Annotated in this window: 20 protein-coding genes and 1 other RNA gene; 2 read left to right on the top strand and 19 right to left on the bottom strand. The window is 48.4% G+C overall.

All coding sequences use genetic code 11. The features are described from left to right. Nucleotides 1-13: 13 nt before the first annotated feature. The 6 genes from ACIFQN_RS00360 to ACIFQN_RS00335 form a co-directional block, all read right to left on the bottom strand. Nucleotides 14-460, bottom strand: coding sequence for a YaaR family protein (locus ACIFQN_RS00360; RefSeq protein ID WP_429831043.1), 447 nt, complete (start codon nucleotides 458-460; stop codon nucleotides 14-16). A gap of 103 nt (nucleotides 461-563) precedes the next feature. Further along, nucleotides 564-893 (bottom strand): cyclic-di-AMP receptor, encoded by a 330-nt coding sequence (locus ACIFQN_RS00355; RefSeq protein WP_007719896.1) that lies wholly within the window; start codon nucleotides 891-893, stop codon nucleotides 564-566. 167 nt (nucleotides 894-1,060) lie between these two features. Next, nucleotides 1,061-1,702 (bottom strand): dTMP kinase, encoded by a 642-nt coding sequence (gene tmk / locus ACIFQN_RS00350; RefSeq protein WP_429831042.1) that lies wholly within the window; start codon nucleotides 1,700-1,702, stop codon nucleotides 1,061-1,063. Between the two features lie 30 nt (nucleotides 1,703-1,732). Next, nucleotides 1,733-3,205, bottom strand: coding sequence for an aminotransferase class I/II-fold pyridoxal phosphate-dependent enzyme (locus ACIFQN_RS00345; RefSeq protein WP_429831041.1), 1,473 nt, complete (start codon nucleotides 3,203-3,205; stop codon nucleotides 1,733-1,735). 133 nt (nucleotides 3,206-3,338) lie between these two features. Next, nucleotides 3,339-3,521: a sigma factor G inhibitor Gin gene (locus ACIFQN_RS00340; RefSeq protein ID WP_049742915.1), complete on the bottom strand. Its 183-nt coding sequence runs from the start codon at nucleotides 3,519-3,521 to the stop codon at nucleotides 3,339-3,341. A 66-nt stretch (nucleotides 3,522-3,587) separates the two neighbouring features. After that, nucleotides 3,588-4,700 carry a hypothetical protein gene (locus ACIFQN_RS00335; protein ID WP_429831040.1) on the bottom strand — a complete coding sequence of 371 codons (1,113 nt, stop codon included), beginning with the start codon at nucleotides 4,698-4,700 and terminating at the stop codon, nucleotides 3,588-3,590. A gap of 133 nt (nucleotides 4,701-4,833) precedes the next feature. Between ACIFQN_RS00335 and ACIFQN_RS00330 the strand changes: the two genes are divergently transcribed. After that, on the top strand, nucleotides 4,834-5,361 hold the full coding sequence (locus ACIFQN_RS00330) for a hypothetical protein (RefSeq protein ID WP_429831039.1): 528 nt from the start codon (nucleotides 4,834-4,836) through the stop codon (nucleotides 5,359-5,361). Nucleotides 5,362-5,377: 16 nt separating this feature from the next. Here the strand turns inward: ACIFQN_RS00330 and ACIFQN_RS00325 are convergent, their stop codons facing one another. From ACIFQN_RS00325 to ACIFQN_RS00280, 10 genes are all read right to left on the bottom strand, one after another. Beyond that, the gene (locus ACIFQN_RS00325) at nucleotides 5,378-5,644 is read right to left on the bottom strand and encodes a pro-sigmaK processing inhibitor BofA family protein (RefSeq protein ID WP_429831038.1); all 267 of its coding nucleotides are present in this window, start codon (nucleotides 5,642-5,644) and stop codon (nucleotides 5,378-5,380) included. An 11-nt stretch (nucleotides 5,645-5,655) separates the two neighbouring features. Next, complete coding sequence (locus ACIFQN_RS00320; RefSeq protein ID WP_429831037.1) at nucleotides 5,656-5,886, bottom strand: DUF2508 family protein; 231 nt, start codon at nucleotides 5,884-5,886, stop codon at nucleotides 5,656-5,658. Between the two features lie 14 nt (nucleotides 5,887-5,900). Beyond that, nucleotides 5,901-6,875: a CPBP family intramembrane glutamic endopeptidase gene (locus tag ACIFQN_RS00315; RefSeq protein ID WP_429831036.1), complete on the bottom strand. Its 975-nt coding sequence runs from the start codon at nucleotides 6,873-6,875 to the stop codon at nucleotides 5,901-5,903. A 71-nt stretch (nucleotides 6,876-6,946) separates the two neighbouring features. Then, entirely contained in the window at nucleotides 6,947-7,423 is a 477-nt protein-coding gene (locus ACIFQN_RS00310; protein ID WP_429831035.1) for an SRPBCC family protein, read from the bottom strand. A 65-nt stretch (nucleotides 7,424-7,488) separates the two neighbouring features. Beyond that, complete coding sequence (gene recR / locus ACIFQN_RS00305; RefSeq protein ID WP_429831034.1) at nucleotides 7,489-8,085, bottom strand: recombination mediator RecR; 597 nt, start codon at nucleotides 8,083-8,085, stop codon at nucleotides 7,489-7,491. Between the two features lie 30 nt (nucleotides 8,086-8,115). Next, nucleotides 8,116-8,427 (bottom strand): YbaB/EbfC family nucleoid-associated protein, encoded by a 312-nt coding sequence (locus ACIFQN_RS00300; RefSeq protein WP_429831097.1) that lies wholly within the window; start codon nucleotides 8,425-8,427, stop codon nucleotides 8,116-8,118. Nucleotides 8,428-8,467: 40 nt separating this feature from the next. Continuing rightward, the gene (gene dnaX, locus ACIFQN_RS00295; RefSeq protein WP_429831033.1) at nucleotides 8,468-10,180 is read right to left on the bottom strand and encodes a DNA polymerase III subunit gamma/tau; all 1,713 of its coding nucleotides are present in this window, start codon (nucleotides 10,178-10,180) and stop codon (nucleotides 8,468-8,470) included. 129 nt (nucleotides 10,181-10,309) lie between these two features. Beyond that, complete coding sequence (locus tag ACIFQN_RS00290; protein WP_429831032.1) at nucleotides 10,310-11,740, bottom strand: PAS domain-containing sensor histidine kinase; 1,431 nt, start codon at nucleotides 11,738-11,740, stop codon at nucleotides 10,310-10,312. Between the two features lie 277 nt (nucleotides 11,741-12,017). Continuing rightward, an RNA gene (gene ffs, locus ACIFQN_RS00285) (signal recognition particle sRNA large type) lies at nucleotides 12,018-12,282 on the bottom strand. Nucleotides 12,283-12,361: 79 nt separating this feature from the next. Further along, nucleotides 12,362-14,104 (bottom strand): HD domain-containing phosphohydrolase, encoded by a 1,743-nt coding sequence (locus ACIFQN_RS00280; RefSeq protein ID WP_429831031.1) that lies wholly within the window; start codon nucleotides 14,102-14,104, stop codon nucleotides 12,362-12,364. Between the two features lie 270 nt (nucleotides 14,105-14,374). On the opposite strand from ACIFQN_RS00280, the gene ACIFQN_RS00275 reads away from it, so the two are divergent. Beyond that, nucleotides 14,375-15,268, top strand: a complete 894-nt coding sequence (locus tag ACIFQN_RS00275) for an EamA family transporter (RefSeq protein WP_429831030.1) — start codon at nucleotides 14,375-14,377, stop codon at nucleotides 15,266-15,268. On the opposite strand, the gene ACIFQN_RS00270 is transcribed toward ACIFQN_RS00275, so the two are convergent. The 3 genes from ACIFQN_RS00270 to ACIFQN_RS00260 form a co-directional block, all read right to left on the bottom strand. Beyond that, nucleotides 15,256-16,134: a DMT family transporter gene (locus ACIFQN_RS00270; protein ID WP_429831029.1), complete on the bottom strand. Its 879-nt coding sequence runs from the start codon at nucleotides 16,132-16,134 to the stop codon at nucleotides 15,256-15,258. The genes ACIFQN_RS00275 and ACIFQN_RS00270 overlap by 13 nt on opposite strands. A gap of 102 nt (nucleotides 16,135-16,236) precedes the next feature. Further along, nucleotides 16,237-16,893: a DedA family protein gene (locus ACIFQN_RS00265; RefSeq protein ID WP_429831028.1), complete on the bottom strand. Its 657-nt coding sequence runs from the start codon at nucleotides 16,891-16,893 to the stop codon at nucleotides 16,237-16,239. Nucleotides 16,894-16,907: 14 nt separating this feature from the next. Then, the gene (locus ACIFQN_RS00260) at nucleotides 16,908-17,495 is read right to left on the bottom strand and encodes a class I SAM-dependent methyltransferase (protein ID WP_429831027.1); all 588 of its coding nucleotides are present in this window, start codon (nucleotides 17,493-17,495) and stop codon (nucleotides 16,908-16,910) included. Nucleotides 17,496-17,700 lie beyond the last annotated feature (205 nt).

Here is a 17,700-nt window from a genome sequence, read left to right as displayed (position 1 = left end):
GGTTTCACACCTACTAAAAGTACAAATTAATCAGCATGCCGCGAATTTCGCCAATCCGGGCCAACAGATCAATCATCGGTGCCTGATCGCTGAGCAGTTCGTCTGTTAAACGCAAAAGCTCTGCATCCACCTCTTTGACGATCTTGTAGAGCCTGCTGCGTCCACGCCGATTCATTCCGCGTCTGTCGTCCAGAGCAACACCGTATTTAACGGCCTCTTCCATGAACTGCTTGACGAGATTTTTATAGGAATAGAAGTCACGAACGGAGCGAGAACGGGCCAGAATCTGCCCCTGCTTATCAATGTCAGTCAGCAGTCGGTTAAGCCGCTCCTGGGACATGCGTTCGTCTTCGCCTTGAATCATCGTTCCAAAAGCCAGCTTTTCGAGCTGAGGATTTCTTCGTGCATCCGCAGCTTTTACCATGTCCAGTTTCGGTCGTAATCCATCACCGATTTTCAAATCGCCACCTCCGTAGCCCGATCCGTAAGGGTGTTGTCCCTGTGAGATCAAGTATATACGAAAGCAGCGAAAAAAGAGAGAAGGAACTGTTATTCACGAGAGGTTAGAACGAGTGGAACTCCCCGACATCTAGTACAAATACAGCTGCACCGCCCACTTGCACTTCCAGTGGGTACGGCATGAACGAGTCCACGGCATTACTGAGAGGAGAAACGGGAGTGACCATTTGTTTGCGGGATTTGCAATTATGTGCAATGATGTCGATTACTTCCGGCACGCTTTCGTCAGACGTACCGATCAAAAAAGTCGTGTTGCCAGCGCGTAAAAAACTGCCTGTACTGGCAAGCTTGGTAGCCCGAAACCCTTTCTTCACAAGCTGTTGAGACAGACGACCGCTATCTTTGTCTTGGACGACCGCAACTACCATTTTCATCGGCTATCACCCTTTCCGCAGGTAATCATTCCCATAGGGGTACATGGTTGCTTCATTGTATGATGAACATCTAGGCATGGTACAGTATAATGCCTATACATATTATACAGCATGTACGCATCAATGCGGTACTGCTAACCTTACAGAATCCTGTATGAACATCTTCCCTACAATCTATTTATCAGGGCAGTCAACGCAGATTGATATACCTGCTCGATTGGCTGTTCCGCATCAATCACGATAAATCGCTCTGGATCGCGGGCCATGGCTAACTGGTAGCCTTCTCGAACCAGTTCATGAAAACGAATGCCTTCGAGATCGAGCCGATTCACTTCCCGGCCTCGCGCCGCGTCGATACGCGCCAATCCTGTCGTTGGCTGTACATCAAAAAACAACGTCAATTCTGGCATGCAATCACCTACCGCAAAGCGATTGATTTCATATACGGCGTCTATACCCAATCCCCGTGCATGCCCCTGATAAGCCAGACTGCTATCAATAAACCGATCGCAAAGTACCAGCATTCCCGCCTCTAATGCAGGAATTACTTTTTCCGCCAGATGCTGACGTCTGGCAGCAGCATACAGGAGCGCTTCCGTTCGTTTATCCATTTGTGTATGAGCCGGATTTAAAATAATTTCGCGGATTTGTTCGGCAATATCAATCCCGCCGGGCTCACGGGTCAACAAAACATCCATCCCGCGCGAACGCAATTCTTCATATAACCGGGCAATAACGGTTGATTTACCTGCACCCTCCCCGCCTTCGACAGTAATAAACCGGCCTTTTTTTCCTGTTGTCACTTCCATGCCCCTTCCATACCTGCTGAACCAGGCCCTTTATCGTAACACTTGTATCATCTGCAAACGGTCGTCCTGCACACCGTGGAAACGGATTTGTCCTGATCGCAGCTCTTGTAGCATCGCCAACCCCTCTGCATCCATCTGCTCGCCAGGCACCAAGACGGGAATACCCGGGGGATATGGAACAACCATTTCTGCTACAATTCGTCCTAGTGACTGATCCAAAGCAATAGACTCCTGCGGCAGGTCAACAGCCTCATACATGGGCATCGCCTGCTCACGAAGGTAATGAGAGGCTACGACCCCCGGCAACAACACCCGCTCTTCACCTGGCTGTACTTGTGGCGCCAACGATTCGAGCAGTCGTGCCAGTGCGTCCAGATCGCGCGCCGTTGTTCCTGACGAGGCAGCCAAAAGCACATGAGAGTCGTCGGACAGCTCGGGAAAAATACCGTGTCTCTCCATGTGCTCCTGTAAAGCAAATCCGCTCAGTTGTGCGGTTCGCAGATGCAAAAACAGCTTTAATGGATCGAGCGTGGCATACACACTGTTCGAGGATTGCTCGGGCCACTCCAACCATTCCAGACGCGCCGCACGCTCACGCAGCTTGTCCAGCAGTGGCAAAAGCCGCTCCCATTCTGAGGGAGCCTCCAGCACCAGATGACGCCGCGCCAGATCCAGAGAAGCCATGAGTACATAAGAAGGACTCGATGACTGGATCATGGCAAGATGGCGAAACAACCGCTGGCGGTCAATCCGATTTCCTTGGATATGCAGCATCGAAGACATTGTCATGGCTGTAGCCATCTTGTGCGTCGACTGCACGGACGCATCCGCACCAGATTGCATCGCTGATCGCGGGAATGCGGGATGAAAACCAAAATGTGCGCCATGCGCTTCATCAATCAAGAGCGGTACATCAAAACGATGTACGGTCGACGCCATTTTTGCCAGATCAATTCCCATTCCATAATAAGTGGGGTTCGTTAAAAATACGGCCTTGACGTCAGGATGAGCATGAAGCGCCCGCTCCACATCCTCTCGTCGCACCCCTGCAGCTACCCCTGTCGCCAAATCAACTGCCGGCACTAAAAATACCGGTGTCGCTCTGGCCATGATGATTCCGTGATAAACAGATTTATGGCAATTCCGTTGAACGAGTATTTTGTCTCCCGGACGACAAACCGTCATGATGAGTGCAATATTGCCTACTGTACTGCCCCCGATGAGAAATCGCGATTCATCTGAGCTAAAGACTTCAGCGGCCAAGGCTTGAGCTTCTGCAATCACGCCGGCAGGCTGATGCAAATCATCCGTTCCGCTGATCTCTGTCAAATCCAGCTCCAATATTTCTTGGAACCGACTTTTTGCGTGGCTGTCAAAGCTATGGCCCATTTTGTGCCCTGGCACATGAAACGGATGAGGGCGACGCTTGGCATGCCGTTCTAGCTGTTCATACAAAGGCGCATGCTTTTGTCGCTCTCTAAAATCAGCATCTTTCTCCACCACGCGCTACTCACGTCCTTATTCCTTAATTTATCCCCACTATTTTAGCACGATTTGGCAAGAGAAAAAGGTGATTTAACCAAGCTTTTTGAACAACGAAAAAAAGACACCGGGTTTTTCCGATGCCTTTTTTCCTTCATGCATCTTTTCGTAGCCATATTCGCCTCATCTGATGAATAAAGAACGGGTACTTTTCGTCCTGTACGTCGGTATTTACCATCTCCTGCTCGCATCTCTGACAGATAAACTGCTCACAGATGGCGATTCCGTCGCTGCGTTCCAGTTCACAGACGATACATCGCTGAGCAACCTTTTCCATAATATGAACGCCTGCCCTTTTCCTCAATCTACCAATCATTATACCCCATTATAATCAGCATCATTCTCAAACGTTCGTCTTTTCGCCGACAGCTCGGTAACTCTTGAGGTAAGCCTGGGCTTCTTGAATAGGAAAACAAGCAGCAGCATCCACAACGACAGCTTGTCTCATCAAACGGGCCAGCTGGTACAACGGTAGTTCACTGAGCACAATATCCACACCTCCGATGACGAGTAAATCTGCGTTCTCAAGCGATTTCTCCCATTGATTGCAGATAGTCCAGTCTGGAAAATCCTCGTTCGGAATTGGCTCGTCCTCCCACGTATACAAGTATACTTCCTTTGTAGTCAACCAGCCTGTAGGCATCTGTTTCCATAAGATTAAAGGACCCCAAATGGTTATCCGTTCCACGTTCGTTTTTTCCAGTACATGCCTGCATTCTCTCTCAAGCCACCAACACACCTGCCCATAGTCTCGCCTTTCTGGGTACATCCATTGCTGACCGATCCTTGTGTCCATTCCCATAGCACGGGCAACCCTTTGCAAGGAAATGTGCTCTGAATCGCATACCTCACCAAGCTCAAAAAAGAAACGCTCTTTCCACGCCAAATACCGGGGCAGCTGGCGGATGACTTCATCCACTTCCCGCATCTGACATACCATCGACTGAAGGTGATGGTGCGCAAGCCTCCGACAGAGGTCGCGAACCCACACTCCATTCGGTTTGCCCCCGAGCAAAGCCCGCTCCCCGCTGCAAACTAGCGTCATACGGACCACTTCCCAGCTTCCTTGACGGGCGTATGCATCGACTAGTGTATCCGCGTATCCGTATGGAATGTCTTCTCCATAGACTAGCAACAAGCCCGGGGTCTTTGACAGATGGAGGATTCCGCTTTCGAGAAACGCTGCATCATCCAAGGCTTTTGTAATGAGAAGTCCATCCAGATCAGACAAGAGGCTTGCTTTTTCCATTGGTTCTAGAACGATTCCGCATGCAGCCAAGTCTTCTTGTACTTGTGGCTCTACCTTGTAAGGAGAAACCAAAAGAGTCACACGATAGCTGGACAAGCGATATCCCCCCTCTAACGCGACGAGCGATTTAAACGCATTCGATAGCCTTTTCATTTCTTTTATCGTACCCATTAAACGGGAACCCATGACGTAATCAGCCTCACCCACCAATCATGGCCTCACCAAATTTGGAATACGCAAAAAAAGCCGCTGGAGGAAGACCAACGGCTTGGTTTTTTCGATTTCTCAGGATTCGCTACTGTGCGATAATAAAGGAAATGTTGTTTAGGAAGTGACTTCTATGAGAGAACCCCTTCATCAAACCATTTACAGCTACAAACTGCTCTATCGGTTTCGCTGGGGCTTTATCGGGCATTTGCTGCAGCTATTGCTGATCGGTTTGTCCCTCATCGGGATTTCGGCTATTTTGCATATCCCTGTCTACAAGCTGGTTGTCACATTAGCCATTCTCCCTGTAATCCCGATCTGCCATTTGGTCATCTTTCGCCTATATACAAAGATGCGCGGCCTAAAGCCTCAGACAACAGCCGACATGCTTGTCTCCCCATGGTGGGGAACAGGATTCCCGCTGCCCATTCCGATGACCGTCTACCGTGCCAGTGAAAGCACTGTACTGGGTGGAAGTGTTCTCGTCGCTGCTGGTGCTTACGTGTGGTTACCTGAGGAATACTCACTGACATTACTTAGTGGGACGTTGATCTTGGCACTTCCTCGTTTGCTTGCCTTGTTCGTTTCTTTTCGCCAATCCGCTCACAGTCGAATCAAATACGAGAATCGTGGTGTCGCCTTTTTACTCACAGATGGTTAGAGAATGTTTTCTATTTCTACATAACCCACAGCTTGATGACAATCAATGCGGCCAGTCCTGGCAAGCGGAGAAACCCGGCGAGCAGAGCAGTAACTGGATTGATCGGAATATGGAAGCTGGCCAATTCTCCAACTAAATTGGCAAAAAACAGAAGGATAGCACCGATGACTACCTGCATGACCCCAAACCCAAGCCACCGAATCGGACCGGTGACAGATTTGCTTGCGGTAATCACCAGCAAAATTCCGATAATGATTAGAGCAATGACCCACCCCGTAGTCATGAGCTTCCCTCCTATGCTTGCTTGTGATACCGCTCTCGTTTGGCTTGCGCGAGCAGATACATATAGCGTTTTTCCGTCAGATGCAGGTAGTAAATGACATCATCCAAACCACTATTTGGCTCACTGATTTCTGCGAGATGACGGGCATGCTGCCAATCCAGGCGTGCCTGATTCACCGCCACATCCAATTCCTCCGCATCCCAAGTGATTACCGTTCGCGTCCTCTTTCCCCATCTACTCACCAGCCTGTTCCCCCTCAGTGAAAGTAGTACAGCACACCTGATAAATTGTTCACCGCATGCAGCAATACAGCCCCCCAGATGGATTCATACCGGTGCCGGACAAATCCAAGTCCAAGCCCTATCACAAACAGCGGTACAAACAGCGCTACATCAATATGCAAAAGAGCAAACCAGAGACTGCTGATCACAATACCGATCATTGCTCCCAGGCGACGCACTAGATATGTTTGCACCACACCTCGAAACAGCACCTCCTCGGCAATCGGAACGAGTATCCCAATTACCACAAAAGAGGCCAGTGCCGCCAGCATATCCGTGTCTTTTGCCTGCAAAATTTCTTTTTCAATCTGCTGTTCCCGCTCGGATGAAAGGGACAACCCAAACCAGTCAGCTATCGGGTTGGTAACCGCCACATCCAAAACCTTGGCAATCAAAAAGAACAACACCAGTAGCATGATGATCATCCGACCGAGTCGAACGGGCCGCTTCACACCAATTTCCTCCATACGTCCCCGAAACCATAATGGTACCATTAGCAGGAGAAACAATTGAAACGACGCAGATTCCAGTGTCCCTAGAATCGTCCCCCGGGAAAAGAAAGTGCCCTCCAGAAAAAATCCGTATACGATGAGCATGCCTGTTTGAAATACATGCATCCAGGCCACAATATGCAGCACATCGTTACCTGACAAATCCCGCTTTGCCCACAGACAGGAAGTTTGTTTTCTCTCTCTCCAAAGGGCAATGAGAAAACCGATTGCACCCACCAGGCTAACTGCCACTACGGCAAAAACGAGGAGCGACACCCAGACTTGCGGCTGGTCCGTCGTAGAAGCAACCCATCGTCCGTCTTCACCGAGATGAAAACGAACCATGGAAAACTCTGCGGCAAACATGAGCCAATACCCGACAAACAGCATGATTGCCCACGGAGTAGACTTTTGTCGCCATGCACCACTCTGTAGCGACAGTCCCGGTCCTGTCAACATCTCCTCACGCTCCTACTTTTACTCTATGTCTCGTCCATTCAAAAAAGTCCGTCTGGAGCCAGGACTCTTTTTCATTCGTTCTGGCTCAGTAACGCCTGAGCTTCAGCTACGCTCTTGATGTACTCGTTGCGTGTACGCAAGAAATTGGCCATATATTTTTCTAGCACAAGCCAATCAAAAAATCTGCCCAGAATGCCTGCTGGTGACGTGTAATCAAACGTATCCAGCATCCGGGTCTGGGTGGTTCCGAGAGGTATAAATTTATGTTCATGGCGAAACCGTTTGAATGCTCCGGCAACCATTTCATCGACAAAATACCGCGGCTCTTCCATCTCGGTAATCTTGGCAGTCAAATTTTGTTTAATCCCAAAGTGAACAGCCTCCCAAGTAACGGACTCTCCCAATTGGATGAGGCCACTGGTCACCCCAGCGATTGCCCTCTCCCGTGTCTTTGCCGTAGATTCCATATGCAGATCAATACTTCGAGCAGCATCAAAACAGATTTGCTGAGGTGCGCCAATGAGAAACTCCATGCGGATTACCGGCATGTCGCTTCCTCCTTTCATTGAAACGAAAAAAAGACAGGTAGATAGCCCCTGCCTCTCTTCGTTTCTTATAGGTCACGCCGACCTTCGAGTGCTTTGGTCAGCGTGACTTCATCCGCATATTCCAAATCTCCGCCTACCGGCAATCCATGGGCAATGCGCGTTACACGAATCCCAAACGGCTTGATGAGTCGTGAGATGTACATCGCTGTCGCTTCGCCTTCGATGTTGGGATTCGTTGCCAGAATGACTTCCTTTACCTGTTCGTCACCGAGACGCTTTAACAGATCCGGAATACGAATGTCCTCTGGTCCAATTCCGTCCATCGGCGAGATGGCACCTTGCAATACGTGGTAGTATCCTTCAAACTCTCTCGTCTTTTCCATCGCCACCACGTCTCTAGGCTCCTGCACGACACAGATGATCGAACCGTCCCGACGCTTGTCCCGACAGATATGACATGGATCCAGATCGGTAATGTTGTTACAGACCGAGCAGTAGTGAAGCTGGCGCTTGGCGTTCACTAGCGCCTTGGCCAGATCCAGCACGTCGTCTTCCTTCATGTTGAGTACAAAAAAGGCAAGCCGCCCAGCAGTCTTGGGACCAATGCCGGGCAGTTTCATAAAACCTTCAATCAGCTTGGAAACCGGTTCTGGATAGAACATCGTATAAAACTCCTTTACCTGTTTGGCTTATTAAAACAGGCCTGGGATGTTCATGCCTCCAGTAAATTTACCCATTTCTTTGCCAACCATCTCATCTGCTTTGCGCAGGGCGTCATTGACTGCCGTCAGCACCAGATCTTGCAGCATTTCTACGTCCTCAGGATCTACTACCTCTGGCTTGATGACGATATCTTTAATTTGTTTGTGTCCATCTGCCTTAACAAGTACTGCACCGCCGCCTGCGGAACCTTCAACGATCTTTTCTTTCAAGCCCTCTTGAGCCTTTTGCATGTCTTCTTGCATCTTCTTCACTTGCTTCATCATTTGTTGCATTTGCTGCATGTTTTTCATTGGGGGATCCTCCCTAAATGTTTATTATGAATTAGTCTTTTACTTCGACAAGCCCTTCGCCTACGAGCTTAATGGCTTCGGCTAGAAAAGGGTCCTGCCCATTTTCCTCAGGAGCATCCTTCTGCCCCACCTGCTCATCCACGCCTTGCCACTCTTCCTCCATCACGGATAAAAGCTGCAAGGGCCTTCCCAGCGCATTTGACATGACACGCTCAACTACACTCTTCAGTTCAGGCTCCATGGTCTTGTCACAGTGAATCGGACTCGTAAAGGTGACCACAACTGCATCGCTACCAGCAGCAACCGGCTGACCGTTTACTAGCCAAGCCTGGTACTGAATTTTGACCTTTTTTAAATCAGTCAAAATCTGGCTCCACTGTCCACGTACCTGTCTGGTGAGGTTCTCATCCAGCGTCTTGGCTACATCCCGAACTCTATTTAACGGGGTACGGGAGCCACCTGCTGCCGCAAGGGCACGTCTCGGCTCGGCCTTTCGGGGCTCTTCCGCTTTTTGCTGGCCGGGAACGATTATCTGACCCTGCAGCACTTGTGCCAAACGTTCTTCCAATACACGTATACGATTGGACATACCGGACAGTTCCTCACTGTTCATCGGTGCGGCTTCAGATGCAGCTGCTACACTTGCTCCCACGACTTGAGCCGCAGGCTGGCACATCTTCACCAGCGTCAGCTCCACCAATACTCGTGCATACGTTGACCATTTCAATTGGGCCAAGGCCTGGTTGCATATCTCAATCGTCGCATACAGATCAGGCAATGTGTACATCTTTGCTACTTCAGCGAACTGATCGTCTATCATCGTCCGCTCTACGATCTCTTCCAACTGAGGTGCCGTCTTCAGTAGCAGCATATCACGGTAGTAGTAGAGGAAATCATGCAAGAACTGCTCTGGATCCTTCCCCTGCACCATCACCTGATCAAATTGCTCCATGACCTGTGCGACATCGCGTTTGGCAATATGTTTGGCAAGGACAGAAAAGTACGATTGGGCAACTGTTCCCGTAATTTGCATGAGATCGCTTGCCCGAACCTCGTCCTTGCTATAGCTAATCGCCTGGTCCAAGAGGCTCAGTGCATCACGTGCTCCGCCTTCCGCCATTTTGGCAACCAATTGAAGTGCCTGCTCTTCTACCCGTACCCCCTGGGACTCACAAATCCTCCGGAGAAGATCGACCATCACCTTTAGCGGAATCCGGTGGAAATCGAATCGCTGACAGCGAGAGATGATGGTAGCTGGCAGCTTGTGCGGCTCTGTTGTCGCCAAGATAAAAATAACGTGGGAAGGGGGCTCCTCCAGCGTTTTCAGCAAGGCATTAAATGCCTCCGTCGTCAGCATATGCACCTCATCAATGATGTACACCTTGTACTTGACGTCGCTGGGGGCAAATTTCACTTTATCACGGATGTCACGGATCTCCTCGACCCCACGGTTGGACGCGGCGTCAATTTCCAGTACATCGGTCACTGATCCATTTGAGATCGCTTTGCATGTATCGCATTGATTACACGGCTCACCATCTATCGGCTGCTCGCAGTTGACTGCTTTGGACATGATCTTGGCCGCACTTGTCTTACCCGTACCACGGGGACCGTTGAACAAATAGGCGTGGGACAGCCTGCTTTCGCGTAAGGCATTACGCAAAGTAATCGTCACATGTTCTTGTCCGACTACATCCTGAAACGTCTGTGGTCGATATACGCGATAAAGCGCGGTATAAGCCATGTTCGTGTGACACTCCCCATCTGCTCAGTCCTCTTCCATATCCTATATATTATACACCATTGGATTGGTTCGTACAAAGAAAACGCCCCGATCACCTATGTGCGGGACGCTTCTTGTGAATAGACGTTTTTACAAATAAGGGAGCATGATGTGAAAGGTGGTTCCGTATCCCTTTGACGAGACACGAATCTGTCCGCCGATATCGTGAATGATTTTTTGACAAACCGACAACCCAAGCCCCGTTCCTTCTTCTTTCGTCGTAAAAAATGGGTCAAAAATCTTGTCGATGATGTACAGCGGAATACCAGGACCCGTATCGTGGATGTCGATGCTCATTCGGTCCCCATCCTGATCAATATGGTGAGAAATCTGGAGCGTCCCCTGTTCTCCCATCGCTTCAATCCCATTTTTACAAATGTTGATAAATACTTGTTTTAGAAGCTCATTATCACCGACCACCATAGGCAGCCTCCCTCGGGAAGTAAAACGGACATCAATTCCGTATAAAAGGGCCTGTGATTCGACAATCGGCAAAATTTCTTCGAAGACGGTGTTGAGATCAACCATACAGTATTGAATATCACGCGGCTTGCTCAGGAGCAAAAACTCGCTGACCAGTGAATTGATTCGATTGATTTCCGTCAGCATGATTTCGGTATAGGTCTTCTCCCGATCCATGCCACTGTCCCCAAAAGATTTTAAGAACATTTGCAAAAATCCCTTTATGGAGGTCAACGGATTGCGGATCTCATGGGCTGTGCCAGCCGCAATTTGACCAATCATGGCCAGTCGTTCATTGCGTTCAATTTTTTGCTCAAACGACCGCAAATTGGTGATGTCTTTAAACAGGACAAACGCTCCAACTGTTTTGCCAGCCTCGTCCTGCAAGGTGTTGGCATCAACGATCAATTCATACCGCTGGTTGTCGTTGGTCCAGGAAGTAGCAATATTCTGCAGCTTGACGCCTTCTAACAACTCTTTTTTTATGAGCCGATGTTGTTCAGGAATGCCAGCAAACACTTGATCAACATGCTTGTTGATGACATGCAATCTCTCCATGCCCAGTAGCTTGCACGCTGCCTGACTCGCCTCGATGATATGACCGTATTCGTCGAGAATGAATAGTCCCAAACTGGTGTCGTGGGTGAGCTTTCCCAGCAATCGTTCTGACAGGGGCTGATCGGTATCCTTCACCAATTGGAATAAGTGGATCAAATAAAGAGGCTGCTCGGCCTCTTGTACGAGTATCGTTGCGGGAGTCTTTTTACATCTGCCTTGTTTATCGCGCCATTCGATCTCGATGTTTGATCCAAGCTCTGTTTCTCTTTGCAACAGTTCCTCGTACATTTGTTCCGCGGAGCCTTGATAAGGTAGTATAGTCTGAAACGGTTGATTAATAAGTCGATCACATGAATATCCGGTTACACGAAGCAGTTGTTCGTTGACTTCCACGATACTACCCGCTTGATTCACCAATAAAACGGCAGTAGGCAGTTGATGCATGAACCGCTGCAATCGTCCGGACGAGCCGACGAGATGTAACGAAAAAGATGCGCTCACAGCTTGTCCCCCCTGGCCTATGACGTACTTCCGTGTGAAAAAATGCAAACGCGATTTCTTCCACCATTATGAAAACTTCGTGAAAAAGAGCTCAAAACCTGCCCTTGGAAGTACCAGATCGGAGGGAAATGTTTCGCTAGTTATCGTCAAAAATCAACAAAAAATAAATAGCTCGATCAACAAAATCTCATTTCGAAGCCCTGCCCTAGGTGGAGAGCATACAAAAAGTAGCATGCCTCCCGCAGGAAACATGCTACTTGGCATTCCTATATAAGTACCGTGCACCTATCTTCGATAATCCTCATCCAAGCGTTACTCATGGTAGCAGCTCAGAGCAGGCCACCCTGCGGCACACGCGATGATCCACTTATGGCTGCTTCCTTCCGGACCTGACCAGGTTCATGGGTTCGCGTTGCACAGGACCCGCTCCTCAACACCGCCGCCATAAGGCAGCCTCACATAAGAAAACCTATGATAGGAATTCAACCCTGCTATTGCGGATTGCAGGTTACAGGGCACCGCAACCTCCCCGTCTAGCACGGTACGATTAGAATACCAAAGATAAGCAATGATAGCAAGGCGAAAAGGCATCCATTCGAGGTAAAAGCATCCTCATGTACCTTATCTTAGATCAGAATAGCCGGAAGATGCTGCCTCAATAGCCAGCTTTTCGAATTCATTCGGTTGTTTTACTTGAATGGCACCCTCGTCAAAAGCTTGTTGAAAGACTGCAACAATATGGGGGTCAAACTGCGAGTGTGAACCGCGCAAAATTTCTTCATATGCTTCGGTAATGGTCATAGCCTTACGATAGGAACGTGTCGACGTCATCGCGTCAAATGTATCGGCAACAGCAAGGATGCGACCAATGATAGGAATTTTTTCTCCTTTTAATTGATCCGGATAACCGTACCCATCCCAGCGTTCGTGATGATGTCTGACACCGGGACTGACATGGGCAAGACTCTCGATCTGTTCCACGATATCTGCTCCGATCGAAGAGTGCTGCTTCATTTGCTCGTACTCCTCTTTGGTCAGTCTCCCGTTCTTTAAAAGGACATGATCTGGAATCGCAACCTTTCCAATATCATGCATCAAGCTGGCATAACGCAGGTCATCGCGCGAAAACAACTGACGATCCGACTGATTCATATGATCGTAAATGATGAGGGCGTACTCCGTAACTCTCTCCGTATGTCCGGCTGTATATGGGTCCTTCATCTCTACCGCTAAATAAAAGCTGCGTACAATTTGGTCCAGACCTTTTTGCAAATATTCCCGTTCACGACCGATCAAGGTATGCATCTGTTCGGCCATCTGATTAAACTTTCTTTCCAGCAGCGTGATCTCTTCCATTCCTTGAATGGGAACACGTACAGAAAAATCACCCTGCAACAAAACATCGGTAGCATCCACCAAGGTGGAGATTGGCTTGCTAACCCACCGAGAGAGTCTATGAGCGACGTAAGCGGCAAATCCCACAATCAAAGTGATGATGCAAAATAGTATCACATTTAGCCGATCAAGACGGCTAGTTATATCTTCACCCGGAAGCCTTTCTACGTACATATTTCCGCTTGTCGGGGAAATTTGAAGATAGGCGTACACTAGCCTTCCTTCTTCGCGAAAAGAAAACACTTCGCCACCATGCGAGGTTTTCAGCGATCTGGCAAGGAAGTCATAATCAGGAAGGTCTTGTATCTGTTTCCCCAGCTTCTCCCGATCGGCATGAATTAAGATTTTCCCCGTAGGAGAGATTACCATTAGCTCTTTATGCGTGTGCAAAATATTGCTTTGAATCCAATCGGCTAATAGGTCCAGCCGAATCTCCACCAACAAGATCCCAAATGACCTACCTTCATCGTTATGTACACGTTGAGAAAAAAACATAGATTTTTGAGTACTCAATTGATCCAAGCGACTGAGCAACCATACCTTATCCTCTTTAAGTCCAATATCCTCTCGATTAAACCAGAACGGCCGTTGCTTATCATTGTCCCAGCCATGCTCTTCACGCAAGGAAAGGGAGCTGAGATCGTCCCGTAACAAATGAATATTTCCAACCACTTCATGAGCCTGAGTAAAATGTAAGAAAACACTTTTTACCAGCTCTGCTTCCGACTTCTTCTCGGCCATCTGCAAGATAGGATTTTCGGCCAATTGAGTCGTTTCTTTTTGCATATTTTGAAAAAAAAGGGTCATCTGTTCGTCGACTAGATTTTGATGCCTTCCAATGCTTATTTCGTATTGTCCATACACTGCCGCTTGCGCTTCTCTATAAAACAGAAAACAAATCAACAAAATCGGGAGCAGGCTCAGCAGCAAAAAGGTTGCAAATAATCGGTCCTTTAATTTTAAAAGCACATGTGTCTCCCCCTTCCTTCTGCGCTGTAGGGTTGAAGCAGTTGAAGCACACTTAATTCTTCGTGTCACTTCCCTATTTCCGCGCTGAAAGAAAAGGTAAACCTCTAGGACAGGTTTCTTTTTGATACATAGACAAAGCTGTTATAGCGTATTATCCTAGCTAAGACAAAAAAACGGATGTTTCGCTGCCCCCTTGTGAGGACATAAACAGAGTCGACAGCTATGTTTCCCGGACTTTTTGAACAACCATTATGTAAGGAGATACCTGATATGAGATACGTATTGCTCGTCTTTTTGGGGGCTTGTAGTTACGGAATTTTATCTACCATCGTAAAGCTCGCGTACGAGCAAGGCTATTCACCAGCGGAAGTCATTGGCGGCCAAATGTTTTTCGGCTTTGTGATTTCTTGGATTCCTGCTCTATTCTTTTTACGAACAAAACCGCAAAAGCGTCAGATGCTGCTTCTCGTTGCTGTTGGCTTAGCGGTTGGCTCGACGGGACTCGTGTATTACAATGCACTGCAATTCATCCCCGCCTCCATCGCCATCGTCCTGTTATTTCAATTCACATGGATGGGTGTTCTGGTAGAAGCTGTGATGTCTCGCCGTCGCCCCGACAAACAAACCCTGCTTTCCCTCGTCTTGCTGTTGGCCGGAACATTGCTGGCTGGCGGTTTGTTTGAAACGGGAGGGTTGGCTCAGTTTAACCTCATGGGTGTCATCCTCGGTTTACTGGCAGCGGTCTCTTATACACTGTTTATCCTTTTCAGCGGAAAAGCGGCAGTCGCCGTAAATCCATGGCTGCGCAGTTCGAGCATGGCAACTGGCTCGCTTCTCCTCATTAGCTTGATTTATCCACCTGTGTTTATTTGGAATGGCGTCCTGTGGGATGGGCTTTTCCCGTATGTGTTCCTACTCGCTTTTTTCGGGATATTCATCCCTACGGTTTGCTTCAATTTCGGGATTCCACATACAGGACCGGGCATGGCTGCCATCCTAGGAGCTGCCGAGTTGCCTATGGCTGTGTTTTCATCGTACATCATCCTGCACGAATCGGTGTCTCTCTTGCAAGTGGTTGGGGTGATCATCATTTTGATCGGGATCGTATTGCCAGAGCTATTGCGCCAGCGTGAAAAACGACAAAAGCCGTCTCAGGCTTCCTGATTGCTCAGCTCCGTTATGTATATACCAGCAAGCATCAGAAAAACTCCTGTTAAAACAACAGCTGTTATAGGCTCACCCCAGAGCAGCCAGGAAAACAAAAAAGCAAAGACCGCTTCAAGCGATAGCAAAATGCTGACGTGGACGGGCGGTGAAAATTGCTGAGCCTTGATTTGCACCACGTACGCGAGCAACGTACCGATTAAGCAATCAAACCAATAGGCAAACCATCCGTATGAACTGAGTGGTTGGGGAATCGGCTCGGTCCCGACAGCAATGATTATATCAATCAGCCCAACTACCAGTAATTGGATCATGACAAAGCCAAGTGTATCTACATTGGGCTTTTTTTCGTAGGCACGGTCGACCATCAATATATGCAAGGCAAAAAAGATTGCGCAAAGGAATACCAGCATGTCGCCAAAAGAAATACCCGTCCATTCCCCTTCCCCAGACAGGCAAGCGAGTCCGAAAAACGCAAGGAAGCAGCCGATGATCGCTCCTTTATTCACAGCTTTGCGACGCCACAAGTAGTATAGGAACGGAACCAGAATGACATTGGTTCCTGTTATTACCCCTGCTTTTCCCGGCGTCGTTCGATCAATCCCTAACAGCTGCAGCGTAAAGGCAGCACAGAGTGCTACACCGCAAAGAGTGCCCTGTATCCACACATCGCGGCCAAGCATTCGCACACGCTTCCAAACAAACGGCAGCAAGATCAAAGCCGCAAGAAGAAACCTCGTCCCCAGAAAGTAGAAAGGGGTTATCTCGAGCAGAAGGTCCTTGCTCAAAATAAAGGTATACCCCCAGGCAAGTGCAATGATAAACAGCGACAGATCCGCCCAGAGTAATTGCTTTTTTGTTGCCACGTTCTTTTTCTCTCCTCTCACTCCCGTCTATATTATAAGGGAAGAGAAACAAAAAAAATCCTCTGCAAGTGCAGAAGATCGATTCATTAGCGTTTATTCTCATTACTCGTTTCGGTCACTCTTATTAATCAAAGTCTTTGCGGCTACCACAGAGCCTCTTTTTCTTTTCCAAACCTTGACTCCATAAAACGTCGCAGCGGCCACCAGTACCACCCCTGCAATCCCCGCCACCAAGCCTTGATTAAACTTACCAAGGAACGCATTGAGACGCTCCACATTATTTCCCATGAAATGACCGGCAAAGAACAAGATGAGGGTCCACACCAATCCTGTCGTGTAGGAGAAGGCGGCGTAACGTCCAAAGGTCATTTTACCAATTCCGACAAGATAGGGGACGACGTGTCTTACGACGGGCAAAAAATAACTGATGCACAGCGCATAGCTCCCGTATCTCTCCAAAAGCGACTGCGCGTGCTCCACATATTTATTCATCCCTTTTTTTCGACCGATCCAGCCTAGTGCCGGTGCTCCCAGTACTCTACCCAATACATATCCCAGCGACAACCCGGAGACTACACCCAAATAAGTGGCGATAAACGCGGGGACAATCTCTAATATATTCATCGAGGTCAGAACACCCGCTGACAGGACGATCACCTCATCAGGTATCGGCATGCCAACGATTCCGAGCCACAGCGTAAAAAACAGAGCAAAGTATCCGAACTGGTCCACTGACTCGGTCAGCATATCCACGATCATGATTGACTATCCTCCTACCCCTGCGCTTTTTGGCAGACGTACACAAAAGCGGGCGGCACATTGAGCGGAACCAGCTTCACAGACACCTGGTCAAAGACCGACGTAAGCTGCTTTTTCATTTGCAAGGAGTATTGAAACGCAACAAACACGCCTCCTGGCTTCAGTGTCGTGACTACCTGCTCCATGATCTGATCGCGCAGCGCTTGCGGAAAGTTGGCGAATGGCAATCCAGACACGATACAATCCGCTTTTCCTAATCCTGCCTCAGCCAGTACACGCCCTAAATCCACAGCATCTTCGTGAAAGAGGACATTCGGAAAAAGAGGCTCCAGCCTGCTTCTCATCGTGGTCTCCTTTTCAAAGGAAACGAGAGTCGCATCAGGACGCTTCATCTCCTGAATCCATTTTGTAAAAATACCTGTTCCTGCACCCAATTCTACAATCGTATTCGCTTTTTCCCAGTCAATCGGGTTCATCATTTGCTTGGCTAACGCACGGGAGCTAGGTGTAATACTCCCGACTTGTCCTGGCGCCTGCAAAAAATTATAGAAAAACATCAGCCGATCTTTTATCCCAAGTGGTTGATGACAATCTATCATCATATCGTTATCGCTCCCTTCTTCTTGGTCACCCAAACGGTAACATATGTTTAGTATCATAGCGGAATTTATTTGTTATTACGTTTCAAAAGGCGAAAGATTTTCTTAAAATGAAAAAAATGTTCGTGCCTGAGCATGCCTCGATAGAGGTTTTTCTAATCATAACAGTAATTCATTGGAATTCAAAAATCCTCCGTCTCGGGTCTGA

Source organism: Brevibacillus sp. NRS-1366 (assembly GCF_050467985.1).
The sequence above is the reverse complement of the archived record's forward strand: the minus strand, read 5'-3'. Positions and strand labels throughout refer to the sequence as shown.

Coding starts and splice junctions, on each gene's coding strand:
- ACIFQN_RS00355 (WP_007719896.1), bottom strand. CDS start 893: ATGAAAATGGTAGTTGCGGTCGTCCAAGACAAAGATAGCGGTCGTCTG.
- tmk (WP_429831042.1), bottom strand. CDS start 1,702: ATGGAAGTGACAACAGGAAAAAAAGGCCGGTTTATTACTGTCGAAGGC.
- ACIFQN_RS00340 (WP_049742915.1), bottom strand. CDS start 3,521: ATGGAAAAGGTTGCTCAGCGATGTATCGTCTGTGAACTGGAACGCAGC.
- ACIFQN_RS00330 (WP_429831039.1), top strand. CDS start 4,834: ATGAGAGAACCCCTTCATCAAACCATTTACAGCTACAAACTGCTCTAT.
- ACIFQN_RS00325 (WP_429831038.1), bottom strand. CDS start 5,644: ATGACTACGGGGTGGGTCATTGCTCTAATCATTATCGGAATTTTGCTG.
- ACIFQN_RS00315 (WP_429831036.1), bottom strand. CDS start 6,875: ATGTTGACAGGACCGGGACTGTCGCTACAGAGTGGTGCATGGCGACAA.
- ACIFQN_RS00310 (WP_429831035.1), bottom strand. CDS start 7,423: ATGCCGGTAATCCGCATGGAGTTTCTCATTGGCGCACCTCAGCAAATC.
- recR (WP_429831034.1), bottom strand. CDS start 8,085: ATGTTCTATCCAGAACCGGTTTCCAAGCTGATTGAAGGTTTTATGAAA.
- ACIFQN_RS00300 (WP_429831097.1), bottom strand. CDS start 8,427: ATGCAGCAAATGCAACAAATGATGAAGCAAGTGAAGAAGATGCAAGAA.
- dnaX (WP_429831033.1), bottom strand. CDS start 10,180: ATGGCTTATACCGCGCTTTATCGCGTATATCGACCACAGACGTTTCAG.
- ACIFQN_RS00275 (WP_429831030.1), top strand. CDS start 14,375: ATGAGATACGTATTGCTCGTCTTTTTGGGGGCTTGTAGTTACGGAATT.
- ACIFQN_RS00265 (WP_429831028.1), bottom strand. CDS start 16,893: ATGATCGTGGATATGCTGACCGAGTCAGTGGACCAGTTCGGATACTTT.
- ACIFQN_RS00260 (WP_429831027.1), bottom strand. CDS start 17,495: ATGATGATAGATTGTCATCAACCACTTGGGATAAAAGATCGGCTGATG.